We start from the raw sequence: 22051 nt of genomic DNA on the forward strand, positions 1-22051 counted from the left end.
ACCGGGAATGGTTTTTACGCCGGAATCTGATCAATCTTACTGCTGCGCGACCAGACACGGTGCGCGGCGAGCAAATCAAACAGCTTCGTCATAAACGCATCGTCCACGTTATCGCCCTCGACAATGCCGTCCTCACCCTGATCGGCCACCTTCAGCTGTGCTTTAAACTGACGCGCGTCGCCGGATAGCGCAATGGGCTTCAGGTGCTTATAGGCTTCCAGCAGATAATAGACGGCGTCGCCGTTGGTCAGCAGGCTGGCAATATCCCCGCACGGCACGATCACCGCATCGACGGTCAGCGATGGCGCACCGGCAAAGGTCGCCGCGACCGGCAGCACAGAACCATCGTCGGCGGTCACTTCACCCATGCGGGAATAGAGCAGTTTGGCGTGTACGCCCTGGGTTTTTAGCGCCTGCATAATCCCCAGCACGTCGCTGGCGCGAGTTTTGTCGTTCAGCAGGATGGCGACCACGCGGCCCTTAATTGAACCACCCGGCACCGCATACAGGCTCAGCGATGGATCTTTCTTCACGCCGTTAACCTCTTTCGGTGGCGCAAGGTTACGCTGTTCGTCCGTTAGTGTGATACCAAGGTTATCCGCCACGCTCTGGGCAAGCTGAATATCAATGCGCGCCAGCTGATCGACCACGCGCTCGCGGATGTAGGTGCGCACCACTTTGCTCAGTTCGAAGCTAAAGCCGCCGATGATGTGCTGTTGCTCAATCGGCGTCTGGCTGTTCCAGAACAGGCGAGGGTGGGCGTAATACTCACCGAACGAGGGGCTGCGCTCGCGAATTTTGTTGCCGTCGATACGCTCCTGGTACGATTCGAATCCGCCGCGTTTCGGCCCCGGCGGGGTTTCTCGCGGCCAGTTGTCGTTGATGGAGTTCGGCTCATAGTTTGCCGGGTTGGTATCAATATCCTGACGGTGCATCCCGTCGCGCTGGAAGTTATGGTACGGGCAGGTTGGGCGGTTAATCGGTATCTCGTGGAAGTTCGGCCCGCCAAGACGGCTAATCTGCGTATCGGTATACGAGAACAGACGTCCCTGTAAGAGCGGATCGTTGGTGAAATCCAGTCCGGGGACGATGTGGCCCGGGTGGAACGCGGCCTGCTCGTTTTCGGCAAAGAAATTATCCGGGTTGCGGTTAAGCACCATTTTCCCCACCAGCTGAACGGGCACCAGCTCCTCAGGGATGAGTTTTGTCGGGTCAAGCAGGTCGAAATCGAACTTAAACTCGTCTTCTTCCGGGATCAGCTGTAAGCCCAGTTCATATTCCGGGAAGTCACCCGCTTCAATGGATTCCCACAGTTCACGGCGATGGAAGTCCGGATCGCGCCCGGTGAGCTTCTGCGCCTCGTCCCATACCAGCGAGGCTTTGCCCGCTACCGGCTTCCAGTGGAAGCGCACAAACGTGGCTTTTCCTTCCGCGTTGATCATGCGGAAGGTATGAATACCGAACCCTTCCATCGTGCGATAGCTGCGCGGGATCCCACGGTCGGACATCGCCCACATCACGTTGTGTAAGGTTTCAGGCTGCAGGGAGACATAGTCCCAGAAGGTATCGTGCGCACTTTGTCCCTGGGGTATGGCCCAGTGGGGCTCCGGTTTTACCGCATGGACAAAGTCAGGAAATTTATGCGCATCCTGAATGAAAAACACCGGGGTGTTATTGCCCACCAGATCGAAAATACCCTCTTCGGTATAAAACTTGGTGGCAAAGCCGCGGATATCACGCACCGTATCTGCCGAACCTGCGCCACCCTGCACGGTGGAGAAACGCACAAAGACCGGCGTGATTTTATCCGGGTCGGAGAGGAAATCCGCTTTGGTGATCGCTTTCAGGCTTTTATAGGGCTGGAAGAAGCCGTGCGCCGCAGAACCGCGCGCGTGAACGATGCGTTCCGGAATTCGCTCGTGGTCAAAATGGGTAATTTTTTCCCGCAGGATGAAATCTTCCAGCAGGGTCGGCCCGCGCGCGCCTGCGCGAAGGGAGTTTTGATCGTCAGCAATGCGCACGCCCTGATTGGTGGTGAGTGCAAAACCTTCGCCGCCTTTACGGTGTGGCTCAAGCGATTTCAGCTTCTCGTTTCCGGTGTCCGGCGATTTCATGCTTCCCGGCGCGGTTGGTTGTTCGCCAGGGGCTGATGGGCCCGGCGCGGGGCGGTGAGAGCCGTCAGCAGGGGCGAGAGAGTCCATACCCGGTTGAGATTCTTCAGTGCCATGAATCGGTGATTGATGTGATTTATCTTTGTTCGACATTGCACGCTTCTCCTTTATCCATTGCTAAAAACCCTATTAAGGATAGAACAATGTCGTGAGATAGCTCGCTAACTAAGCGTTTTTCACATGACGTTATTAACGAAAGGAGCCATCTCACCCACTCGGAGCGCGACGTAAGGCAGCAGGATCGGCTATCATAGAATTTTCCTGCTTCAAGAATTTGCTTTAGTGAATCCGTCGCTTATGAAACCTCTTCGTCAACAAAACCGCCAGGTTATTAGCTATGTGCCCCGCGTTGAGCCCGCGCCGCCTGACCATGCCCTGAAAGTGGATGGTTTTCGTGATGTCTGGCTGCTTCGCGGTAAATATGTGGCTTTTGTCCTGATGGGGGAACATTTCCGCCGGTCGCCGGCGTTTTCCGTGCCGGAGTCAGCCCAGCGATGGGCGACGCAAATCCGCCAGGATGAAGAGGTTGAAGAATAACAGCCATAAAAAAACCGCCATCAGGCGGTTTTTTTATTTCTATCGAGATTAACGGTGCGCCAGCTCGGCGTCGTCTTCACTTTCCAGAATGGCTTTGTCGGTCTGCTTTAGCCACTGGCTGGTCAGCGTACCGGCAGTCATGGAGCCACTCACGTTCAGCGCGGTACGGCCCATGTCGATCAGCGGTTCAACGGAGATCAGCAGGGCGACCAGCGTGACGGGCAGGCCCAGCGCGGGCAGCACAATCAGCGCGGCGAAGGTTGCACCGCCGCCGACACCTGCAACGCCGGCGGAGCTGATGGTAACAATCCCGACCAGCGTGGCGATCCAGACCGGATCCAGCGGGTTGATACCCACGGTTGGGGCAACCATCACCGCCAGCATCGCCGGGTAGAGACCCGCGCAGCCGTTCTGACCGATGGTAGCACCAAAGGAGGCAGAGAAGCTGGCGATAGATTCCGGCACGCCCAGACGACGGGTCTGTGCTTCAACGTTCAGCGGAATAGACGCTGCGCTGGAACGGCTGGTGAAGGCAAAGGTCAGTACCGGCCATACTTTGCGGAAGTATTTCAGCGGGCTGACGCCGTTCACGCCCAGCAGGATACCGTGCACCACGAACATAATGCCCAGGCCCAGATAAGAGGCGACAACGAAGCTGCCCAGCTTAATGATGTCCTGCAGGTTAGAGCCGGCTACCACTTTGGTCATCAGTGCCAGAACGCCGTATGGCGTCAGCTGCATGACCAGACGGACCAGCTTCATCACCCAGCTTTGCAGGGTATCAATCGCCGTCAGCACGCGTTCGCCTTTCGGCGCGTCGTCTTTCAGCAGCTTAAGCGCAGCCACGCCCAGGAATGCCGCGAAGATCACCACGCTGATAATAGAGGTTGGGCTTGCACCGGTCAGGTCAGCAAACGGGTTCTTCGGAATGAAGGAGAGGACCATCTGCGGAACCGTCAGATCAGCCACTTTACCCACGTAGTTGGTTTGAATTGCGGTGAGACGCGCCGTTTCAGCGGTACCCTGAACCAGACCTTCGGCCGTCAGGCCAAACAGGTTGGTAACCAGCACCCCCACCAGCGCGGCAATCAGCGTGGTAAAGAGCAGCGTACCAATGGTCAGAAAGCTGATTTTACCCAGCTGAGTTGCGTTGTGCAGACGGGCTACGGCGCTCAGAATAGAGGCGAACACCAGCGGCATAACGATCATCTGCAGCAGTTGGACGTAGCCGTTACCGACAATGTTGAACCACTGAATGGACTCTTTCAGTACCGGACTATCGGAGCCGTAGACGGCGTGTAAGGCCAGACCAAACGCCACACCCATGACCAGACCGACCAGTACTTTTTTCGCCAGGCTCCACTGTTTGTGGCGCGCCTGCGCGAGAAGCAATAGTAATACGACGAACACGACTATGTTCGCGATGAGTGGAAAATTCATCCCCGTTCTCCTGATTTATTATGTGGGATCGGTTTTTCCCGATCCTGTTGGCGGAAGGTTAGCAGAAGTGTGATGTGGCGCTTATATCCAAATGGAATGGTTTATGACAAATGGAATGATTTTGTTGGTTTACTGTTCAATCTGGTGATGAATAAAACGATTGAACTGAAATTGCAGCGAATTGATCATCTGGGAAGACCAGCGCACTGCACTGTTTTCGGGCAAGGTTTGCGGCATCCAGACGGCGTAGGCGAACAGCGCCATGCACAGCACGCGTTCAAGCTGATTCCCTTTCTGCGGCGCAAGGATCGGAAAACGGAAACGCCAGCGGCAGGGCCAAAGCAACGGCACGCCCGCGGGCGTCAGCATATCGGCGAGGATATGGCTTAAATAACCCAGCACCATGCCCTGAATGGCATCGCCCGGCACTATCCAGCTTTCAGGGACTTTTAAATAGAAAAGCGTGAGCAGGCCAAAAACGGCCAGCAGGCTATGGGTAAACCCGCGGTGGCCGAACGCGCGGGCGATGGGCTTCGACACCCACTTCAGGCGCTGTCCGAGGAAGGATTTTGGGTGGTCAATATCGGGCAGCAGACAGGTTAAAACGGCAGAAGGGACAATATGCCACCAGTCTCCCTGTGCAAGCACGGGAGTAAGTTCTGCGTTTTTGGCAAATACTGCGCACGCAATTGAAAAAAGCAGGTGGCCTTCCGCCGTCATGATAAAACCCACGAAACTGTCAATTTATACAGTATAGGGTTTTTATACAGTGGGCGAAAGAGGTGACGGTGTAACTGTTTGTCACAAACGCGCCTCAGCGCGCCAGCCAGCCGCCGTCGACGGCTAAGGTGTGACCATTCACGTAATCTGATGCGGGGGAGGCTAAAAAGACGACCGGCCCCTGAAGGTCATCCGGTACTCCCCATCGACCCGCCGGGATGCGGTCAAGGATCTCCGCGTTACGCTGTTCGTTATCGCGCAGCTGCTGCGTGTTGTTCGTCGCCATGTAGCCCGGCGCGATGGCATTCACGTTGATGCCATGTAGCGCCCACTCATTTGCCAGCAGGCGCGTGATCCCCAGCACGCCGCTTTTCGAGGCGGTATACGACGGCACGCGAATGCCGCCCTGAAAGGAGAGCATAGAGGCGATATTGATAATTTTGCCGCCCTGGCCCTGGGTGATAAATCGCTTAGCGACCGCCTGAGAGAGGAAAAAGAGCGACTTGAGATTCAGGTTCATAACGTCATCCCAGTCTTTTTCGCTAAACGTCAGGGCCTCCTCCCGGCGAATCGTCCCGGCATTGTTCACCAGAATATCAATTCGTCCCATCTCCGCCACGGCGGTGTCCACGACGTACTGAAGATTTTCCTGCTGGCTCAGATCGGCCCGAATAGCCACAAAACGTCTTCCCAGGGCGGTGACGGCGCTGGCCGTTTTCTCAGGAGCTTTGCGATTTACCCCAACGATATCGCAACCTGCCTGCGCCAGCGCAATAGCCATGCCTTGCCCCAGACCGGTATCGCACCCGGTGATGAGGGCTACTTTGCCTGAAAGAGTAAAGGTGTCCAGTATCATACGCGCCTCAGAAGCTGGTTATCGTCGTGTTGACGTTAAAGATAGGAGGCAGGGATGAGAAAAGCAAACAAAATGAAACTGTGTTTTGTTTTTATCAGGCAGCATGACGCTGCCTGTAGGAGGGGCGCTATTCGCCGCGCAGGTGTTGTACCGTCAGTTCAGCCAGCGAATTCAGCTTAACGTCGGCAAGAGCATACCGGGGATCGTGGCGGTTTTCTTCATCGGGCACCACAATGGAGCGCATACGCGCGGCTTTGGAGGCCACCATGCCGTTTACTGAATCTTCCAGCGCGACGCAGGTAAGCGGATCAAGACCCAGCTTCGCGGCGCAGTCCATATAGACCTGCGGATGTGGCTTGCTGTAGGGCAGTTTTTCCGCAGACGCCAGGGCGTCAAAACTGTCGCGCAGCTCAAACATGATCAGCACTTTTTCCAGCATATGCAGCGGTGAAGCGGAAGCCAGGCCAACCTTCAGCCCCTGAGACTTGCACAGCGCGACAGCCTCATGTACGCCCGGCAAGAGCGGCTTGTTCTCCTCCACCAGCGCGATGGCGCGGCTGATAATACGCGAGGTGACTTCGTCGCGATCGGGCCCAACCCACGGCTGTTGGGCGTACCACAGGTCAACGACCATATCAATACGCAGGCCCAGCGTGTCGGGAAGTTCATTACGGCGACTGATATCAACGCCCAGGCTGGCCATCACGTCCAGCTCGGCGCGATCCCACAACGGCTCGGAATCAATCAGTAATCCATCCATGTCAAAAATAGCGGCAAGTATCTGGCGCGGTGTCGACATCACAACGTCTCCTTATCCAGGTGTTCGACAGACGATAAGTGCTAAGCACAGTCTGCAATTTAGCATATTGCTTTTAAAGAGCGGGCGAAATTGATGTCCAGCAGGTAGACTTAGGCTCAAATCACGCGTCTTTATGAAGAGGAACTGATGACGTATCAACAAGCTGGACGCATTGCTGTCTTAAAACGTATTGCAGGCTGGGTGATTTTTATTCCTGCCGTCATTTCTACGCTGATATCCGTGCTGAAGTTTATGTACGATCACAGCGAAAAACAGCCGGGCATTAATGCGGTAATGCTTGATTTTGCGCATGTCATGATTGAGATGGTGCGGTTTAACACCCCGTTCCTGAACGTCTTCTGGTTCAACTCGCCAACGCCGGACTTTCGCCATCAGCTGAATATTGGGTTCTGGATTATCTATGCGCTGATTTTTATTGCGATGGCGCTGCAGGCATCGGGCGCACGAATGAGTCGCCAGACCCGTTTTTTACGCGAAGGGGTGGAAGATCAGCTTATCCTTGAGAAGGCGAAAGGTCCTGAAGGAATGAGCCGGGAGCAGATTGAATCCCGCATTGTGGTGCCTCGTCACACCATTTTCCTGCAAATTTTCCCGCTCTATATCCTGCCGGTTATCATCATCGTGGCGGGATATTTCTTCTTCTCACTGCTCGGTTTTCTGTAACGAATTAGGGTGGCGGCAAGGCCACCCGTTTTGTCTTTAAGCCGCAAGCACGCGTTCAAGCGCGCGCTGGGCGTTGACCAGATGTTGCCCGCCAAAAAGAATGGCTCGGTTCATCAGCGTATAGAGCTGATACACGGGCTGGCGCTCAAGGAAGTCCGGCGGCAGGGGGGAGACAGACTGATAGCCATCGTATATTTGCGGCGGTTGTTCGGGATGCAGGGGCAACATGGCCAAATCGCACTCTCTGTCGCCCCAGTAGCAGGCCGGGTCGAAGATATACGGGCCGTTGGGGCCCAGCGCGCAGTTATCGGACCATAAATCACCGTGCAGCAAAGACGCCTGAGGCTGGTGGGAGGCCAGGCGCTGTTGCACATGCTCGACGATGGCATCAATGTTGCCAAATTCCAGCCCTTTCTCTGCGGCCAGCTCAAGCTGCCATCCGATGCGCTGCTCGGCAAAGAACGTCGACCAGCGGCGCTGCCAGGCATTGGGCTGCGGCGTGGTGGAAAGGTCGTTGTCAAAGTCGAGACCAAACTGGGGCTGGTCGCTCCACTGGTGCAGGCGCGCTAACTGTTGCCCGAGAATAAAGGCATTATGGGCGTCCAACGGGCGGGCAGGGAGATAGTCCATCACCAGAAAGCTGTAGTCCCGGTCACTGCCCACGGCCAGCACCTCAGGTACCGTCACCGTTTTACTGCGGGACAACAGTTCAAGCTGATCGGCTTCAGCGGTAAAAATCGGGAGCAGCTCTCGCTCGTCGCATTTAACGAACAGATCGCGTCCTGCGTAGCGTAAATGCCACGCGGCGTGAATTTCCCCGCCCGGCAGCTCGTTACGCAGTTCAATTTCACCTTCACCCAATTGCTCATGTAAAAGATGACTGATAGCCTGCCACATGTTGACTCTCCCATGTTGTCTGCCAGATCATAAAGTTAGCGCATAACTGCGGTAAAAAAATACGAACTAACGCACACCTGAGCGGATTAATTTCATGCAGGGCACTTATTGTTCTTTTTTCTGCCAGCGTTCCCACGTCTCCACGGTGATGTCGGCAGGCTTGTCGGTCACGCTTTCCACCAGGCTGGCGGCCAGCGCATGCACCTCTTCTTCACTCAGGGCTGCGATCAGGCCAAACGCCAGGGTGCCTAAATCATGAATATGACCTTCGTCATCCGTTAGCGTGAGCAGGAAATTCGCCCGTGTAAAGGCATTGTTGAGCTCGTTAAGCTCGGTCAGCGATGCTTCATGAAGGCTGATGGTCACGACGTAGCGGGTGATATCACCACTGCTCATAATTCACCTCGTTGTTATCCTGAAAGTTTTTTTAGCATAGTCGATACGCCATATTTGGCGACTTCCACAGATATTCCCCCTCCGTCAGGAGGGGGATATATCGGTTAGCTTCGTGACAGGTAATCGACGATTTTCTGCGTATCGGCAAGCGAACACAGGCGCGTTCCCTGATTGATGGTGGCGGCACTCCCCGCCGCGACGCCATAGCGCGTCATCTCCAGAAGTGATGCGCCCTGCGCCAGCTTCAGCGCCATCGCGCCGACCATACTGTCGCCTGCGCCGACGGTGCTCTGGCTCTTCATTGGGGGCGGAACAACCTGCACAAAGCCCGTCTTGTCGACGGCCAGCGCACCCTGAGGACCGAGAGAGACGACAACGCGGTGCGCTTTGCCGCTGCGAACCAGTTCTTCTGCGGCAGTACGCACGTCATCCGGCTGGCTAAGTTCGCGATTAACAAGCGCACTCAGCTCTTTCTGGTTAGGCTTAACCAGCTCAAGCTGTCCGGGTTCTAATGCCGCCTGCAGGGCTTCGCCTGAACTGTCGACAATGCAGCGAATGCCGCGCTGAAGTACGGCATCAACCAGTGCTGTCAGCTTTTCTGTTTTGACACCTGGCGGCAGGCTACCGCTGATGACCAGCAGCGAGCCGCTTTCAATGGTTAGCACCTTTTCTTCCAACTGACGAAACTCATCATCGCTCAGCCTGGCGCCTGGCATAACGAAACGATACTGTTCCCCGCTGGACTCAACGTGGACATGCAGGTTCTGCCGGGTCCAGTCTTTGGCGTCAACGGTATCCACGGCAACCTGTTCATCGGCCAGCAAGGCAACAAGATGCTCCCCCGTGGCACCACCGGCCGGAAAGATGGCAGTCGCTTTACCGCCGAGGTGGGTAATCGCGCGCGCAACGTTAATCCCGCCGCCGCCCGGCTCAAATACGGGGGCGCTACAGCGTAGTTTACCTTCCGGGTAAATCTGCGGCGTTATGGTCGCGGAGTCGAGGGAAGGGGAGAGCGTCAGCGTATAAATAGAAGCCATCATAACCTCCTTTTAGCATGGGTTCTTTTAAGCCTGGCACCGATCGACAGGAAGGCAATGTAAATAACAGTATGATTTTAAAAATGAATGCTGACATAAATGCGATGAGGGATATATAAAATAAAACGCGTTTTGAGATCGTTCTTATTCAAAAAATGAAATAAGAAAATATTGCTATGTTATTTGCGCCTTTTTATAATTTGTTACCTTTCTCTGGACGCCTTGTCATTGATCCTCAAGAAAGTTTCCGAGACCGTGGTGGTCTCTTTTTTTGTTGTACGGACTCCTTAAATAAAATGAAGCTTTTGAAGACAGTACCCGCAGCACTGATGCTGGCGGGTGGCGTTTTTGCATCACTGAATGCAGCCGCCGATGACACCGTTTTTACTGTCATGGACGATCCCTCCACTGCCAAAAAACCGTTTGAAGGTAACCTGAACGCCGGGTATCTTGCGCAATCGGGTAACACGAAAAGCTCTTCTCTGACGGCGGACAGCACCCTGACCTGGTACGGCAATACCACTGCATGGTCGCTGTGGGGGAATGCCAGCAACACGTCCGCTAACGATGAACGCTCATCCGAGAAATACGCGGTCGGTGGACGTAGCCGTTACAACATGACCGACTATGACTACATCTTTGGTCAGGCAAGTTGGTTAACCGACCGCTTCAACGGCTATCGCCAGCGCGATGTGTTCACCGCCGGTTATGGTCGTCAGTTCCTGAATGGTCCGGTACACAGCCTCCGTTTCGAATTCGGTCCTGGTGTCCGCTATGACGAGTACACCAATGGCGAAAATGAAACCCAGCCGCTGGGCTATGCTTCCGGCACGTATGCCTGGCAGATGACCGACAACACCAAATTTACGCAGGGTGTTTCTGTGTTTGGTGCCGAGGATGCGACGCTGAATTCCGAAAGCGCTTTGAATGTGGCTATCAATGAACACTTCGGTTTGAAATTGGCCTACAACGTGACCTGGAACTCTTCACCGCCAGAAACGGCACCGGATCATACCGATCGCAGAACCACGATTTCGCTGGGCTATAAAATGTAATCATAGCGGGCCGATGAAAGTGTCGGCCCGTTTTCATTATTATGGTTAACCCGCGCCAATAAATTCTCATCACGCGCAACGGCATTTATTTTTATTTGTACTTAGCCCCAAATCATTGCCGCCCACCGAAATAACAGCATTGCACCGCAGATGGCAACCAGCACCAGCACCATTTTCCAGTGTTTTACGGCAAATCGTTTTGTTGGCATAACCTAATCCTTGTTCGTTGATACGCATAGTCTATCAAACGGGGCCAAAAGATGCGCCTTCCCGGGAGCGATCGAGTTATGCCAACAAGGGGTCGGCTCAGAACCAGTGGAATCGTTCGGCGAGGATCAACACTAGACCTGTTGCGGAAAGGATGTTCAAAATCACAACCGTTCTACTGGATACATTCATGGTATGCACCTGTTGATATAAAAGGCATGTTCAAGAGTAGCCCAGCATGTCTGAAATGCGAGCGCCGGAGAGATGCAATCTGCAAATTTACGCTACGTGCCAGCCCATCATTCTGGCTGCAGAGGGTGCAATCTCCTTGCTGATAGTGTTAACATTACGTCGCTTGCCGTAAATCCGCATTAATCTGAATTCGGCAGGTGCATGATGACGAACCAATTTGACGATTGTTGGTCAGATGGTGTCGTAATCTATTGTCAAATCACGATTATTTTCTTTGTATATGCTCTTATGTGTGGGGCATCACTGCAAATAAGGATATAAAATGCCTGTAATTACTCTTCCTGATGGCAGCCAACGCCATTTCGACCACGCTGTTAGCCCTATGGATGTCGCCCTGGACATCGGTCCTGGCCTCGCGAAAGCGACCATCGCCGGCCGTGTTAACGGTGAGCTGGTTGATGCGTCCGATCTGATTGAAAACGATGCGACGCTTGCAATCATCACCGCGAAAGACGAAGAAGGTCTGGAGATCATTCGTCACTCCTGCGCACACCTGTTGGGTCATGCTATCAAGCAGCTGTGGCCAAACACCAAAATGGCGATCGGTCCGGTTATCGACAACGGTTTCTACTACGACGTTGATCTTGACCACACCCTGACCCAGGAAGATATCGACGCGCTCGAAAAACGTATGCACGAGCTCGCCGAGACCAACTATGACGTCATCAAGAAGAAAGTCAGCTGGCACGAAGCGCGTGAAACCTTCGTCAAGCGTGGCGAAAGCTATAAAGTCTCTATTCTCGATGAAAACATTGCTCATGATGACAAGCCTGGCTTGTACCATCACGAAGAATACGTCGACATGTGCCGTGGACCGCACGTGCCGAACATGCGCTTCTGTCATCATTTCAAACTGATGAAGATCGCCGGCGCCTACTGGCGTGGCGACAGCAACAACAAGATGTTGCAGCGTATCTATGGTACCGCGTGGGCGGATAAGAAAGCCCTGAACGCGTACCTGCAGCGCCTGGAAGAGGCCGCGAAGCGTGACCACCGTAAAATCGGTAAGCAGCTTGACCTGTACCACATGCAGGAAGAAGCGCCGGGTATGGTGTTCTGGCATAACGATGGCTGGACTATCTTCCGTGAACTGGAAACGTTCGTACGTTCCAAGCTGAAAGAGTACCAGTATCAGGAAGTGAAAGGCCCGTTCATGATGGACCGTGTGCTGTGGGAAAAAACCGGTCACTGGGACAACTATAAAGATGCGATGTTCACCACCTCGTCCGAGAACCGTGAATACTGCATCAAGCCAATGAACTGCCCGGGCCACGTTCAGATCTTCAACCAGGGTCTGAAATCCTACCGCGACCTGCCGCTGCGTATGGCGGAGTTCGGTAGCTGCCACCGTAACGAGCCATCAGGTGCGCTGCACGGTCTGATGCGCGTGCGTGGCTTTACGCAGGATGATGCGCATATCTTCTGTACTGAAGATCAGGTTCGTGATGAAGTTAACGCCTGTATTCGTATGGTCTACGATATGTACAGCACCTTTGGCTTCGAGAAGATCGTGGTCAAACTCTCAACGCGTCCGGAAAAACGTATCGGTAGCGATGAGACCTGGGATCGCGCAGAAGCGGATCTCGCCGTAGCGCTGGAAGAGAACGGTATTCCGTTCGAATACCAGCTGGGCGAGGGCGCATTCTACGGTCCGAAAATTGAATTTACCCTGTATGACTGCCTCGATCGCGCATGGCAGTGCGGTACTGTACAGCTGGACTTCTCCCTGCCGCAGCGTTTAAGCGCCTCTTATGTTGGCGAAGACAACGAGCGTCAGGTACCGGTCATGATTCACCGCGCTATTCTCGGTTCTCTGGAGCGCTTCATCGGCATCCTGACCGAAGAGTTCGCGGGCTTCTTCCCAACCTGGCTTGCGCCAGTGCAGGTCGTGGTGATGAACATTACCGATTCTCAGGCAGATTACGTTAAAGAATTGACGCAGAAACTACAAAATGCGGGCATTCGCGTAAAAGCAGACTTGAGAAATGAGAAGATTGGCTTTAAAATCCGCGAGCACACTTTACGTCGTGTCCCGTATATGTTGGTCTGTGGTGATAAAGAGGTGGAAGCAGGCAAAGTTGCCGTTCGCACCCGCCGTGGTAAAGACCTGGGCAGCCTGGACGTAAGTGAAGTGATTGAGAAGCTGCAACAAGAGATTCGCAGCCGCAGTCTTCAACAACTGGAGGAATAAGGTATTAAAGGCGGAAAACGAGTTCAAACGGCACGTCCGAATCGTATCAATGGCGAGATTCGCGCCCAGGAAGTTCGCTTAACAGGTCTGGAAGGCGAGCAGCTGGGGATTGTGAGTCTGAGAGAAGCGATCGAAAAGGCTGAAGAAGCTGGAGTAGATTTAGTTGAAATCAGCCCTAACGCCGAACCGCCAGTTTGTCGTATCATGGACTACGGCAAGTTCCTTTATGAAAAGAGTAAGTCTTCTAAGGAACAGAAGAAGAAGCAAAAAGTTATCCAGGTTAAGGAAATCAAATTCCGTCCTGGTACCGACGATGGCGATTATCAGGTAAAACTCCGCAGCCTGATTCGCTTTCTGGAAGATGGCGATAAGGCCAAGATCACGCTGCGTTTCCGCGGTCGTGAGATGGCCCACCAACAGATTGGTATGGAAGTGCTTAACCGCGTCCGTGACGATCTGAGTGAACTGGCAGTAGTCGAATCCTTCCCTACGAAGATCGAAGGCCGCCAGATGATCATGGTGCTCGCTCCTAAGAAGAAACAGTAAGGCCTTCAAGCAGCAAAATCTGTGGAGCCTTCGGGTTTCATAGGTTTTGTTCGCCTATGTTTCGTTTATTTAACAATGCGAAGTGGAAGTTATTAAGATGCCAAAAATTAAGACCGTACGCGGTGCTGCTAAGCGCTTCAAAAAAACCGGTGGTGGTGGATTTAAGCGTAAGCACGCAAACCTGCGTCATATTCTGACCAAAAAATCTACTAAGCGTAAACGTCACCTGCGTCCAAAAGGCCTTGTTTCTAAAGGCGATCTGGGTCTGGTTATCGCGTGCCTGCCGTACGCATAAGCCGTTAACGTTTAATTTTTTACTAAGAATATAGATACAGGAGAGCACATATGGCTCGCGTAAAACGTGGTGTAATTGCACGTGCACGTCACAAGAAAATTTTGAAACAAGCTAAAGGCTACTACGGTGCGCGTTCACGCGTATACCGCGTTGCCTTCCAGGCTGTTATCAAAGCAGGTCAGTACGCTTACCGTGACCGTCGTCAGCGTAAGCGTCAGTTCCGTCAACTGTGGATTGCGCGTATCAACGCAGCAGCACGTCAGAACGGTATTTCTTACAGCAAATTCATCAACGGCCTGAAAAAAGCCTCTGTTGAAATCGACCGTAAGATCCTGGCTGACATCGCAGTATTCGACAAAGTAGCGTTCACCGCTCTGGTCGAAAAAGCGAAAGCAGCACTGGCATAAGCCAGTTGAGAGAGGGGGCCTGGCTCCCTCTTTTCATTTAACACCATCAGAAGATTGACATTTATCCGTGCAGGCTTTTCAATAAGGTCTTACCGGTTTTTACCCAACAAGGTAACGCAAGCATGAATGCTGCTATTTTCCGCTTCTTCTTTTACTTTAGCACCTGACTCCAGGAGGCTAGCGCGTGAAAGATGAAACGAAAAACAGCGCCAGATAAGCCTCCCGATGGAGGCTTTTTTTGTGCCTGAATTTGAGAGAATAACTCCACCAAATCGGTGTCTGCACCGACATAATGAGGAAAATCATGTCACATCTCGCAGAGCTGGTTGCCAGTGCAACAGCCGCCATTAATCAGGCCTCAGATGTTGCCGCGTTAGACAATGTCCGCGTCGAATATCTTGGGAAGAAAGGGCACCTGACCCTTCAAATGACAACCCTGCGTGAACTGCCGCCAGAAGAACGCCCGGCAGCGGGTGCGGTGATTAACGAAGCCAAAGAGCAGGTTCAGCAGGCGCTGAACGCGCGTAAGGCCGAGCTGGAGAGCGCGGTACTAAACGCGCGTCTTGCGGCAGAAACCATCGACGTTTCTCTGCCGGGTCGCCGTATTGAAAACGGTGGTCTGCATCCGGTTACCCGTACTATCGATCGTATTGAAAGTTTCTTCGGTGAGCTCGGCTTTACCGTGGCGACTGGCCCGGAAATCGAAGATGATTACCACAACTTCGACGCCCTGAACATTCCTGGCCATCATCCGGCACGCGCTGACCACGACACTTTCTGGTTTGACGCGACGCGTCTGCTGCGTACCCAGACCTCTGGCGTTCAGATCCGTACCATGAAGGATCAGGAACCACCAATCCGCATCATCGCGCCGGGCCGCGTGTATCGTAACGACTACGATCAGACCCACACCCCAATGTTCCACCAGATGGAAGGTCTGATTGTTGATAAAAACATCAGCTTCACCAACCTGAAGGGCACGCTGCACGATTTCCTGAACAACTTCTTTGAGGAAGATTTGCAGGTTCGTTTCCGTCCGTCCTACTTCCCGTTCACCGAACCGTCTGCGGAAGTTGACGTGATGGGTAAAAACGGCAAATGGCTGGAAGTGCTGGGCTGCGGCATGGTGCATCCAAACGTGCTGCGCAACGTGGGTATCGATCCGGAAGTTTATTCCGGCTTTGCCTTCGGTATGGGCATGGAGCGTTTGACCATGCTGCGCTACGGCGTGACCGACTTACGTGCATTCTTCGAAAACGATCTGCGTTTCCTCAAACAGTTTAAATAAGGGCAGGACAGAACAATGAAATTCAGTGAACTGTGGTTACGCGAATGGGTTAACACCACGCTGGACAGCGAAGCGCTTTCCAACCAGATCACCATGGCGGGCCTGGAAGTTGACGGCGTTGAGCCGGTTTCCGGTGCCTTCAACGGCGTCGTGGTGGGTGAAGTGGTCGAGTGCGGCCAGCACCCTAATGCCGACAAACTGCGCGTGACAAAAGTGAACGTAGGCGGCGACCGTCTGCTGGACATCGTCTGCGGTGCGCCAAACTGCCGTCAGGGCCTGAAGGTGGCCGTGGCGACCGTCGGTGCCGTACTGCCGGGTGATTTCAAAATCAAAGCGGCCAAGCTGCGCGGTGAGCCGTCTGAAGGTATGCTGTGCTCCTTCTCTGAGCTGGGTATTTCCGACGACCACAACGGCATCATCGAGCTGCCGCTGGATGCGCCAGTTGGCACCGATATCCGTGAATACCTGAAGCTTGATGACAATACTATCGAAATCAGCGTCACGCCAAACCGTGCCGACTGCTTAGGTATCATCGGCGTGTCGCGCGACGTGGCCGTACTGAACCAGACCGAACTCAACGCGCCGGAGATTGTGCCAGTTGAAGCGACCATCAGTGACGTGCTGCCGATTCAGGTTGACGCTGCTGATGCCTGCCCGCGCTACCTCGGTCGCGTGGTAAAAGGCATTAACGTTAAAGCGCCAACCCCGCTTTGGATGAAAGAGAAGCTGCGCCGCTGCGGTATCCGCTCAATCGACGCCGTGGTTGACGTCACTAACTACGTTCTGCTGGAGCTGGGCCAGCCGATGCACGCGTTCGATAAAGATCGTATCGAAGGCGGCATCGTTGTGCGCATGGCGAAAGAGGGGGAAACCCTGGTGCTGCTGGACGGCACAGAAGCCAAACTGAACGCCGACACCCTTGTGATTGCTGACCACAGCAAAGCGCTGGCGATGGGCGGTATCTTTGGTGGGGAACACTCTGGCGTCAACGACGAAACGCAAAACGTCCTGCTGGAATGTGCGTTCTTCAGCCCGCTCTCCATCACCGGCCGCGCGCGCCGTCACGGCCTGCACACCGATGCGTCTCACCGCTACGAGCGCGGCGTTGACCCAGCGCTGCAGTACAAAGCGATGGAGCGTGCAACCCGCCTGCTGATCGACATCTGCGGCGGCGAAGCCGGCCCGGTTATCGACGTCACCAACGAAGCGACCCTGCCGAAGCGTGCGACCATTACCCTGCGCCGCAGCAAGCTCGATCGCCTGATTGGGCACCACGTTGCCGACGCGCAGGTGACCGACATCCTGACGCGCCTGGGCTGCGAAGTGACCGAAGGTCAGGACGAGTGGAAGGCCGTTGCGCCATCCTGGCGTTTCGACATGGAAATTGAAGAAGATCTGGTGGAAGAAGTGGCCCGTGTTTACGGCTACAACAACATCCCTGACGAGCCTGTGCAGGCGGGTCTGGTGATGGGCACCCACCGTGAAGCCGACCTGTCCCTGAAGCGTGTGAAAACCATGCTGAACGACAAAGGCTACCAGGAAGTGATCACCTACAGCTTCGTTGATCCTAAGCTGCAGCAGCTGATCCACCCGGGTCAGGAAGCGCTGATCCTGCCAAGCCCAATCTCCAGCGAAATGTCCGCGATGCGTCTGTCCCTGTGGACGGGCCTGCTGGGGACTATCGTTTACAACCAGAACCGCCAGCAAAACCGCGTGCGCATTTTCGAAAGCGGTTTGCGCTTTGTGCCGGATAATCAGGCAAATTTAGGCATCCGTCAGGATCTCATGCTGGCTGGTGCCATCAGCGGTAACCGCTACGAAGAGCACTGGGACCTGGCAAAAGGCACGGTTGATTTCTACGATATGAAGGGCGATCTGGAAGCGATTCTGGATCTGACCGGTAAATTATCTGAAATTGAATTCCGCGCGGAAGCGATTCCTGCGCTCCATCCGGGCCAGAGCGCGGCGATTTATTTAGACGGCAAACGCGTTGGTTTCATTGGCGTTGTCCACCCGGAGCTGGAGCGTAAGCTGGACCTGAACGGCCGTACCATCGTGTTCGAGCTGGAGTGGAGCCCGGTTGCAGACCGCGTCATTCCTCAGGCGCAGGACGTCTCCCGCTTCCCGGCGAACCGCCGTGATATCGCGGTTGTGGTCGCTGAAAACGTGCCCGCAGCAGATATTTTGGCCGAATGTAAGAAAGTTGGCGTAAATCAGGTAGTTGGCGTAAACTTATTTGACGTGTACCGCGGCAAGGGCGTAGCAGAAGGTTTCAAGAGCCTCGCTATCAGCCTTATCCTTCAGGATACCAGCCGTACACTCGAAGAAGAGGAGATTGCCGCTACCGTCGCCAAATGTGTAGAGGCATTAAAAGAGCGATTCCAGGCATCATTGAGGGATTGAACCTATGGCGCTTACAAAAGCTGAAATGTCAGAATATCTGTTTGATAAGCTTGGGCTTAGCAAACGGGATGCCAAAGAGCTGGTAGAGCTGTTTTTCGAAGAGATCCGTCGTGCTCTGGAAAATGGTGAGCAGGTAAAACTCTCCGGTTTTGGCAATTTTGATTTGCGAGACAAAAACCAACGTCCGGGCCGTAACCCGAAGACGGGGGAAGATATTCCCATTACAGCCCGCCGCGTGGTGACCTTCAGACCCGGCCAGAAGTTAAAGAGCCGCGTCGAAAACGCAACGCCTAAAGCAGAGTAATATGAACTAACCAAAAAGGCCGCCCACGCGGCCTTTTTTCTTTGCGCTCTCCGGCAAACACGCCGTAAAATCAATTACATCACTCGCTAACAAACCGTACACATGCTTGATTATGCTCATCGCCAGCACCGTTCCGATCGGCGTCGCCTGCTTCTGCTGGTGCTGCTGCTTATTCTTGCCGCGGGTATTAGCCTCTGCGCAGGCGACAGCTGGATCGGGCCTGAAAGCTGGCTGGGGCCTGACGGTCAGCTCTTCGTCTGGCAAATTCGCCTGCCGCGCACCGTCGCGGTGATCCTGGTCGGTGCCGCGCTGGCGCTGTCTGGCACTATTATGCAGGCACTGTTCGAAAACCCGCTGGCGGAGCCCGGCCTGCTGGGGGTGTCGAACGGTGCAGGCGTCGGGCTGATTGCGGCGGTGATGCTGGGCGGGGGAGGACTCTCCGGCTGGAGCATTAGCCTGAGCGCCATTCTCGGCGCATTGCTGATCACAGTCATTCTTCTTCGCTTCGCCAGACGTCACCTGTCGACCAGCCGGCTGCTGCTTGCCGGCGTCGCGCTGGGGATCATCTGTAGCGCGCTGATGACCTGGGCGGTCTACTTCTCGACCTCCTTTGACCTGCGTCAGCTCATGTACTGGATGATGGGCGGCTTTGGCGGCGTTGACTGGCACCAGGGTTGGCTAATGGCGTTGCTGGTACCGGTCATCGCGTGGGCTGCGCTGCAGGCCCAGCCGCTGAATCGGCTCGCGCTGGGGGAAATCTCTGCCCGCCAGCTCGGCATGCCGATTGGTTTCTGGCGTAACGTACTGGTCATTGCCATTGGCTGGCTGGTAGGCGTGAGCGTGGCCCTGGCGGGGGCGATTGGCTTTATCGGGCTGGTCATTCCGCACATGCTGCGTCTTTGCGGCTTCACGGATCATCGAACCTTGCTTCCGGCCTCGGCGGTTGCCGGGGCTGCCACGCTGCTGGTGGCCGACATCATCGCCCGTCTCGCCCTGACGGCCGCAGAATTGCCTGTTGGCGTGGTGACCGCAACGCTGGGCGCGCCAGTCTTTATCTGGCTACTATTAAAAGCTGGACGTTAAATCGACAACCTGAGGAAATGCTATGCAGTCAGATATCCTGAATACCGAAGTGACCACCATTGATGGGGATAACACCACGCTGGAAAGCTACAAAGGCAAGGTGTTGCTCATCGTCAACGTGGCATCGAAATGCGGCCTGACGCCGCAGTACGAGCAGCTGGAGAATATTCAGAAGGCCTGGGAGAAAGACGGTTTTACCGTGCTGGGCTTCCCGTGCAACCAGTTCCTGGGCCAGGAGCCGGGCAGCGAAGAAGAGATCAAAACCTTCTGCAGCACCACTTATGGCGTGACGTTCCCGATGTTCAGCAAAATTGACGTCAACGGTGAAGACCGCCATCCGCTGTATGCGAAGCTGATTGCCGCCGCGCCGAAGGCCGTTGCGCCGGAAGAGAGCGGTTTTTACGAGCGCATGGCCAGCAAAGGCCGCGCGCCGCTCTATCCGGACGATATTCTGTGGAACTTCGAAAAATTCCTGATTGGCCGTGACGGCCAGGTCGTTCAGCGTTTTTCGCCGGATATGACGCCTGAGGACCCGATCGTCATGGAATCTATTAAGTTGGCGCTGGCGAAATAATGTCGCTGCTGATGCAGCTCACGGACGTCGCCGAGAAGGGGCGTCTGGAGCCGGTAACCTGCGACATCAATTCGGGTGAAATCCTGCATCTCGTCGGGCCAAACGGCGCGGGTAAAAGCACGCTGCTGGCGCGGATGGCGGGGCTAACCACCGGGCCAGGGCAGATTACGCTGCTGGAACATGCTTTGGTCGACTGGTCACCCGCCTCGCTGGCCCACCGGCGTAGCTACCTGGTGCAGCAGCAGGTACCGCCTTTTGCGATGCCGGTCTGGCATTATCTGATGCTGCATCTGCACGACAAACAGCATACGGCACTGCTGGAGGAAGTGGCTGCGGCGTTAGGGCTGGAAGATAAACTGTCCCGGCTTGCCAGCCAGCTTTCCGGGGGGGAATGGCAGCGGGTGCGTCTGGCGGCGGTCATTCTGCAGATCCATCCCGCGGGCAATCCTCACGGGAGGATGCTGCTGCTGGATGAACCGATGAGCGGTCTGGATGTTGCCCAGCAGGCGGCGCTGGATAGCCTGCTAAGCGCTCTGAGCAGAAAAGGTATCGCCGTAGTGATGAGCAGCCACGATCTTAACCATACGTTACGTCACGCCCATCGCGTGTGGCTCCTGTCGCGCGGCAGGATGATCGCCAGCGGTACGCGGGATCGGGTCCTTACGCCGCCAAATCTTGCCCGCGCCTACAACATGTCGTTCCGCAGGCTGGATATAGAGGGACATAAGATGCTGATTTCTACCGGGCAGGAGTAACCGTTTCTTGCCTGTTAACACAATTGCACGCTAAATTACCAAAAGAACAATAAAAGCAGAGGATTCGTCTGAAAATGCGATTCTGGTTTCTCTTCGTGGCGGCACTCTTTCTTGCGGGATGCAGCAGCCATCGTGCACCGCCGCCTAATCCGCGGCTATCGGATTCTATCACCGTTATTGCCAGCCTTAACGATCAGCTGAGCAACTGGCGCGGCACGCCTTATCGCTACGGCGGCATGAGCCGCGGTGGGGTGGACTGCTCAGGCTTTGTCCTGATGACGTTTCGTGACAAGTTTGATTTACAGCTTCCGCGAGACACGCGCAAGCAGGCGGAAATAGGCACTGAAATTGATAAAGACGATCTCCTTCCCGGTGACCTGGTCTTTTTCAAAACCGGCTCGGGAGAAAGCGGCCTGCATGTTGGGATATATGATACAGACAATCAGTTTATTCATGCCTCTACCAGCCGCGGCGTGATGCGCTCTTCTCTCGATAACGTGTACTGGCGTAAAAATTTCTGGCAGGCGCGACGTATTTAGACTGCCCGAACACGTTTCTTATGTCGGCATGGTAACTATTAAACCATGCCGTTTTTCTCAAATAAGCTGATTAAAGTTAAATTTACCTAAATTAGCAACATCCTTATGTGTCTGTTTTATCTAAAACTGGCTATTATTCAGTAACCAGGATAAGATTATTTTAGATTCAGGGATAAATCTGAAAATTAATACGGAACTAATGAAATTAAACTTATTAAAATCAAGACAGTGGAATTGTGTCAGCAATTGCTCCAGGATGTCCTCTCTCATCTTTAATGCGGGGCGAGTGCAATGATTATTACGCTAGATAATGCTTACCAGTCTGAACTGATGCTTCTGCCTGCCCGTAATAGCGCAGGCGAGCTAAAAGGTTTAGAAATACTGGTTAACTTTACTGGCGTCGGCACCGATGTGAGGATCCCCACTGAGCTCGTTATCCCTCGGCTTTCAGCGGCAGAGGAGTTAGCGCTGTTTAACGAAAAACTGCAATTGCTTGATACCTGTAAACTGTTTTTTATTCAGCATCAGTTAATTGCATGGATCAATATTACACCAGCAATTGTTGAGTTTTTATTAAGTAATGGGAATGCTGTTTCAATTCTTGAGCGTTATCCG

General features: G+C 54.3%; 25 protein-coding genes, 1 pseudogene and 1 other annotated feature. Of the genes and pseudogenes, 16 read left to right on the forward strand and 10 right to left on the reverse strand.

Features of this window, described 5'->3' with window-relative positions:
• Positions 1-14 precede the first annotated feature (14 nt).
• Positions 15-2264 (reverse strand): catalase HPII, encoded by a 2250-nt coding sequence (gene katE / locus HBA26_RS17520; RefSeq protein WP_126345716.1) that lies wholly within the window; start codon positions 2262-2264, stop codon positions 15-17.
• 168 nt (positions 2265-2432) lie between these two features.
• Between katE and cedA the strand changes: the two genes are divergently transcribed.
• Positions 2433-2708: a cell division activator CedA gene (gene cedA, locus HBA26_RS17525; RefSeq protein WP_223239595.1), complete on the forward strand. Its 276-nt coding sequence runs from the start codon at positions 2433-2435 to the stop codon at positions 2706-2708.
• Between the two features lie 48 nt (positions 2709-2756).
• On the opposite strand, the gene tcyP is transcribed toward cedA, so the two are convergent.
• From tcyP to hxpB, 4 genes are all read right to left on the reverse strand, one after another.
• The gene (gene tcyP / locus HBA26_RS17530; RefSeq protein WP_041910456.1) at positions 2757-4148 is read right to left on the reverse strand and encodes a cystine/sulfocysteine:cation symporter; all 1392 of its coding nucleotides are present in this window, start codon (positions 4146-4148) and stop codon (positions 2757-2759) included.
• A 129-nt stretch (positions 4149-4277) separates the two neighbouring features.
• Positions 4278-4868 carry a metal-dependent hydrolase gene (locus HBA26_RS17535; RefSeq protein ID WP_032644865.1) on the reverse strand — a complete coding sequence of 197 codons (591 nt, stop codon included), beginning with the start codon at positions 4866-4868 and terminating at the stop codon, positions 4278-4280.
• Between the two features lie 94 nt (positions 4869-4962).
• Positions 4963-5724 carry a 2-dehydro-3-deoxy-D-gluconate 5-dehydrogenase KduD gene (gene kduD / locus HBA26_RS17540; RefSeq protein WP_041910455.1) on the reverse strand — a complete coding sequence of 254 codons (762 nt, stop codon included), beginning with the start codon at positions 5722-5724 and terminating at the stop codon, positions 4963-4965.
• A gap of 127 nt (positions 5725-5851) precedes the next feature.
• A complete protein-coding gene (gene hxpB / locus HBA26_RS17545; RefSeq protein ID WP_028012808.1) occupies positions 5852-6523 on the reverse strand; it encodes a hexitol phosphatase HxpB in 672 nt (223 codons plus the stop codon).
• A gap of 147 nt (positions 6524-6670) precedes the next feature.
• On the opposite strand from hxpB, the gene HBA26_RS17550 reads away from it, so the two are divergent.
• Positions 6671-7207 carry a YniB family protein gene (locus tag HBA26_RS17550; protein WP_048959441.1) on the forward strand — a complete coding sequence of 179 codons (537 nt, stop codon included), beginning with the start codon at positions 6671-6673 and terminating at the stop codon, positions 7205-7207.
• Between the two features lie 36 nt (positions 7208-7243).
• On the opposite strand, the gene HBA26_RS17555 is transcribed toward HBA26_RS17550, so the two are convergent.
• From HBA26_RS17555 to pfkB, 3 genes are all read right to left on the reverse strand, one after another.
• Positions 7244-8104, reverse strand: a complete 861-nt coding sequence (locus HBA26_RS17555; RefSeq protein WP_041910453.1) for a fructosamine kinase family protein — start codon at positions 8102-8104, stop codon at positions 7244-7246.
• Between the two features lie 105 nt (positions 8105-8209).
• The gene (gene ghoS, locus HBA26_RS17560; protein ID WP_028012811.1) at positions 8210-8500 is read right to left on the reverse strand and encodes a type V toxin-antitoxin system endoribonuclease antitoxin GhoS; all 291 of its coding nucleotides are present in this window, start codon (positions 8498-8500) and stop codon (positions 8210-8212) included.
• A gap of 104 nt (positions 8501-8604) precedes the next feature.
• Positions 8605-9537, reverse strand: a complete 933-nt coding sequence (pfkB, locus tag HBA26_RS17565) for a 6-phosphofructokinase II (protein WP_041910452.1) — start codon at positions 9535-9537, stop codon at positions 8605-8607.
• Positions 9538-9833: 296 nt separating this feature from the next.
• Between pfkB and HBA26_RS17570 the strand changes: the two genes are divergently transcribed.
• Positions 9834-10592 carry a YdiY family protein gene (locus tag HBA26_RS17570; protein WP_166720966.1) on the forward strand — a complete coding sequence of 253 codons (759 nt, stop codon included), beginning with the start codon at positions 9834-9836 and terminating at the stop codon, positions 10590-10592.
• A 101-nt stretch (positions 10593-10693) separates the two neighbouring features.
• Here the strand turns inward: HBA26_RS17570 and yniD are convergent, their stop codons facing one another.
• Positions 10694-10801, reverse strand: coding sequence for a small membrane protein YniD (gene yniD / locus HBA26_RS17575; protein WP_088205299.1), 108 nt, complete (start codon positions 10799-10801; stop codon positions 10694-10696).
• 97 nt (positions 10802-10898) lie between these two features.
• Positions 10899-10991 (reverse strand): stress response membrane protein YncL, encoded by a 93-nt coding sequence (gene yncL, locus HBA26_RS17580; RefSeq protein WP_071787459.1) that lies wholly within the window; start codon positions 10989-10991, stop codon positions 10899-10901.
• A 322-nt stretch (positions 10992-11313) separates the two neighbouring features.
• Here yncL and thrS point away from each other — a divergent pair, with 322 nt between their 5' ends.
• The 13 genes and pseudogenes from thrS to HBA26_RS17645 form a co-directional block, all read left to right on the forward strand.
• Positions 11314-13242 (forward strand): threonine--tRNA ligase, encoded by a 1929-nt coding sequence (gene thrS / locus HBA26_RS17585; RefSeq protein ID WP_028012814.1) that lies wholly within the window; start codon positions 11314-11316, stop codon positions 13240-13242.
• 3 nt (positions 13243-13245) lie between these two features.
• The gene (infC, locus tag HBA26_RS17590; protein ID WP_023616141.1) at positions 13246-13788 is read left to right on the forward strand and encodes a translation initiation factor IF-3; all 543 of its coding nucleotides are present in this window, start codon (positions 13246-13248) and stop codon (positions 13786-13788) included.
• Between the two features lie 97 nt (positions 13789-13885).
• Positions 13886-14083, forward strand: coding sequence for a 50S ribosomal protein L35 (gene rpmI / locus HBA26_RS17595; protein WP_003030583.1), 198 nt, complete (start codon positions 13886-13888; stop codon positions 14081-14083).
• Positions 14084-14133: 50 nt separating this feature from the next.
• Positions 14134-14490 carry a 50S ribosomal protein L20 gene (rplT, locus tag HBA26_RS17600; protein ID WP_000124850.1) on the forward strand — a complete coding sequence of 119 codons (357 nt, stop codon included), beginning with the start codon at positions 14134-14136 and terminating at the stop codon, positions 14488-14490.
• Positions 14491-14607: 117 nt separating this feature from the next.
• Positions 14608-14732, forward strand: a sequence feature (Phe leader region).
• A complete protein-coding gene (gene pheM / locus HBA26_RS17605) occupies positions 14613-14657 on the forward strand; it encodes a pheST operon leader peptide PheM (protein WP_001386830.1) in 45 nt (14 codons plus the stop codon). Its footprint overlaps the feature before it by 45 nt.
• Before the next feature lie 62 nt (positions 14733-14794).
• On the forward strand, positions 14795-15778 hold the full coding sequence (gene pheS / locus HBA26_RS17610; protein WP_010426091.1) for a phenylalanine--tRNA ligase subunit alpha: 984 nt from the start codon (positions 14795-14797) through the stop codon (positions 15776-15778).
• A gap of 15 nt (positions 15779-15793) precedes the next feature.
• Positions 15794-18181, forward strand: coding sequence for a phenylalanine--tRNA ligase subunit beta (pheT, locus tag HBA26_RS17615; RefSeq protein WP_126345715.1), 2388 nt, complete (start codon positions 15794-15796; stop codon positions 18179-18181).
• 4 nt (positions 18182-18185) lie between these two features.
• Positions 18186-18485 (forward strand): integration host factor subunit alpha, encoded by a 300-nt coding sequence (gene ihfA / locus HBA26_RS17620; RefSeq protein WP_003857805.1) that lies wholly within the window; start codon positions 18186-18188, stop codon positions 18483-18485.
• A 102-nt stretch (positions 18486-18587) separates the two neighbouring features.
• The gene (gene btuC / locus HBA26_RS17625; protein ID WP_088205301.1) at positions 18588-19568 is read left to right on the forward strand and encodes a vitamin B12 ABC transporter permease BtuC; all 981 of its coding nucleotides are present in this window, start codon (positions 18588-18590) and stop codon (positions 19566-19568) included.
• A gap of 22 nt (positions 19569-19590) precedes the next feature.
• Complete coding sequence (locus HBA26_RS17630; RefSeq protein ID WP_028012818.1) at positions 19591-20142, forward strand: glutathione peroxidase; 552 nt, start codon at positions 19591-19593, stop codon at positions 20140-20142.
• Complete coding sequence (btuD, locus tag HBA26_RS17635) at positions 20142-20897, forward strand: vitamin B12 ABC transporter ATP-binding protein BtuD (RefSeq protein WP_088205302.1); 756 nt, start codon at positions 20142-20144, stop codon at positions 20895-20897. Before HBA26_RS17630 ends, btuD begins: the two co-directional genes overlap by 1 nt.
• Positions 20898-20971: 74 nt before the next feature.
• On the forward strand, positions 20972-21436 hold the full coding sequence (locus tag HBA26_RS17640) for an NlpC/P60 family protein (protein WP_028012820.1): 465 nt from the start codon (positions 20972-20974) through the stop codon (positions 21434-21436).
• A 291-nt stretch (positions 21437-21727) separates the two neighbouring features.
• A pseudogene (locus HBA26_RS17645) lies at positions 21728-22051 on the forward strand (EAL domain-containing protein); the annotation flags it as partial.

Origin of the sequence: Enterobacter sp. 725m/11, assembly GCF_011683705.1 — a bacterium.
GTDB classification, from domain to species: domain Bacteria; phylum Pseudomonadota; class Gammaproteobacteria; order Enterobacterales; family Enterobacteriaceae; genus Enterobacter; species Enterobacter bugandensis.